Below are 3,091 nucleotides of genomic sequence, written 5' to 3' on the forward strand. Positions count from 1 at the left end.
AGCCGGTTCCCGGCGGCGTCGGGCACCACCGTCGACAACGCGCCGCGCCGGTTGCGCACCTGCATCCCCGCGCTGAACACGACGTCGCGGGACAGCAGCATGGACAGCTCGGCCAGCCAGATGTGGGAGGCGGCGTCCGGCGCGGCGGGCACGAGCATGATCGGCCGGTCGGGCAACCCACCAAGCAACGAGGCGACGGCGGCGGGCGACGGCACCGGCGAACCCAGGACCAGCTTGGGAAAACGCTGGTTGACCGGCACGTCGAAAGCAGCCGCGTCCGAGATCACGAGGCCGCACGGCACCGGCAGCGCGACGAGCCCGTCGACCTCGACCGGGGCCGCCGGCAGCCACGACTCCCACGCCGGCAAGGGAAAACGCGCACCCACGAACTCGCCGGAGGAGTACCAGCCGGTCCCGCCGACCCCGTGTCCCGCGTACAGCGCCGCGCCCGGCATGGCCGCGACACCGCCGTCCGGCGCGACCACGGGCACACCGAGCGACGACTCGAGCCGCGACACGACGGGCTCGGACGTGGCGAGGCTGCCGATGCCGACCCACACCGACTCGACACCGTCCAGGAAGGGTGCCAGCAGCTCGGGCAGATCGTCCACAAGGGACTCCACCGCGTGCGCACCGGGTGTGGCCAACACGAGGAGCTGCCCCGGCTCCACCGGGGCGACGCCGACGAGCCGGTGGTCCAGGCCTTCCTCGTCACGGTGCCGGATCAGCACGTGCCCCTCGTGCAGCGGTTCAGCGACCAGCAGGTCGAGCTGATGCATCCGAAACTCCCCGATCGTGTCTGGTCGGCCTCACCTGGCGGTGATCAGGTCTTCCTGGGTCAGCAGGGTGAGGTCCGCGGCGCCGGCGTCGGGGTCGGCCGCCAACCTGGACGCCTGCCGGTCGGTCATCCGCTCGAAGACGCGTCGCGCGGTGCGGCCGTTGCCGAAGGTGCCGTCCTTCGGGATCTCCTCGAAGTACCTGAGCAGCGCCTCGCCCGCCTCGTCGTCCAGCCGGTAGTCGTGCTTGGCGCACTGGGTGCGCACGATCGTCACCAGCTCCTCCGGCGTGTAGTTGGCGAACTCGATCGTGCGGCTGAAGCGGGACTCCATGCCGGGGTTGGCCGACAGGAAGTCCGCCATCTCCTTGGAGTAGCCCGCCGCGATCACCACGACGTCGTCGCGGTGGTCCTCCATCAGCTTCACGAGCGTGTCGATCGCCTCGCGGCCGAAGTCCGGGCCGGTGCCGCCGCGGCTGCTGGAGAGCGTGTACGCCTCGTCGACGAAGAACACCCCGCCGAGCGCGGACTCGAACGCCTCGGTGGTCTTGATGGCCGTGCCACCGATGATCTGCGCGACCAGGTCCGCGCGGGCGACCTCGACCAGGTGTCCCTTCCGCAGTACCCCCAGCTCCGCGAGGATCTCGCCGTACAGCCGGGCGACCGTGGTCTTGCCCGTGCCGGGCGCGCCCGCGAACACCAGGTGCCTGGCCATCGGCGGCGCGGACAGGCCGGCGTCCATCCGCCGCTTGGCCATCTTGTTGAGGTTGATCAGGGACGTCACCTCGGCCTTCACCCCGGCGAGGCCGACCAGGTTGTGCAGCTCCTGCACCGGGTCCGAGCCACGCGTGGGTCGCGCCGGCGCCTCGGCGGGCGTGGGGGCCGCGACGTCGGCCGTGGCGGACGTGCCGAACGCGTCGGGTGCGAGGTTGCCGCTGGTGATGAGGTCCAGGACCTCGATCGACGTGCCGGGGCGGGTCTGCCGCAGGCCGCTGCCGTGGTTGTCGCGGACCGTGCACTTGGTGATCCGCACGGACTCCTCGGTGTCGACCCGGATCCCGTCGGCGGAGCCGCCGGAGAACTCGGACTCCGTCACCGAACCGGAGGAGCCCTCGGCGAACAGGCAGCCCATGCCCCCGCTGCCCTGCACCCGGCACCGCACGAGGGACAGGTCCGCGCCGCTCGCGGCGTGCACGCCGGTGCCGCCCGTGCCCTCGATCGCGGCCTCCGCGAGCGCCAGCGCCGCACCCGTCACGGTGACCCCGGCACCCGCCGTCTTGCGGACGCTCAGGCCGTTCACCGTCGGCCGCGCGGCCTCGCTGACCGTGACCCCCGTCTCGCCGCCCTCGACCTCGACGTTCTCGATGGTGCCCCGGCTGCCCACCAGCGCGATGGCGTCGCCGTCGCAGCCGAGCACCCGCAACCGGCGGAACAGCGGGTCGGCGCCGTTGTCCACCCGCACCCCGGACTGCGTGCACCCGGTCACCGTGAGCTGGTCGAACTCGGTGACGCTCCGCTCGGTCACGGAGACGCCGATACCGTCCACATCGGACACGGTGGCGGCGGAGACCGTGCCGCCACAACGCCCGGCGAAGTGCATGCCGCGACCGCGGGTGCCCGAGACCTTCATGCCGCGCAGCGTCGGCGTGCAGCCCTCGGCCACGAACACGCCTTCCGCGGCCGCCCGCTCGACCGCGCAGTCCTCGAGGGACACCCGGTCGGTGGTGGCCAGGTAGAAGCCGATGGCCGCCACGTCGGCGACCGTCAGGCGGGTGGCGGACAGGCCGGCGCTCTGCTCGACCGCCACCGCCGGCTTGCCGGTGCCCGAGACCTTGGTGTCCTCGACGGTGAGCTGACCGCGGCCGTTGAGGCAGATGCCGTTGCCGGCGGCCTGCCGGACCGTGCACGAGCGCACCCGCAGGTTGCCGTCGTCGGCCACGACGATCGCGGACGTGCCGAGTTCGTCGAGCCGGCAGCCGTCGAGCACGCCGCCGTCCGACGAGGTCACCACGACGCCGGCGCCGACCGTGTTGCGGACGTCGCAGTCCCGCATCAGCACCATGCCCTGGTCGCGCGCGAAGACGGTGGCCCACGCGGAGGCACGCACCTCGCACTCGGTGATCGACAGCTGGCCGCGGACGACCAGCACGGCGGGGCTCTCCGCGTCGGCGGCGACGATCGTGACGCCCGACAGCGCCGCGGAGTCGGCGGACAGCGTCACGGTCGGCCCGCTCGTGGCGACCAGCTGGACGGTGCCCGGCCCGTCCTCGGCGGTGATCGTGACGGGCTTGGAGAGCACCAGGTTCTCGTGGTAGC

General features: G+C 72.7%; 1 protein-coding gene and 1 pseudogene. Both read right to left on the bottom strand.

Translation table 11 applies throughout. The annotated features are described in order from the left end of the window. Window positions 1-779: pseudogene (locus ACJ73U_RS25920) on the bottom strand (hypothetical protein); the annotation flags it as partial. 30 nt (window positions 780-809) lie between these two features. Further along, window positions 810-3,091 (bottom strand): right-handed parallel beta-helix repeat-containing protein (locus ACJ73U_RS25925; protein ID WP_407780313.1); only part of this gene is annotated, 2,282 nt, incomplete at its 5' end.

The organism is Actinophytocola sp., assembly GCF_045807065.1.
In the GTDB taxonomy this organism is placed as follows: Bacteria; Actinomycetota; Actinomycetes; order Mycobacteriales; family Pseudonocardiaceae; genus Actinophytocola.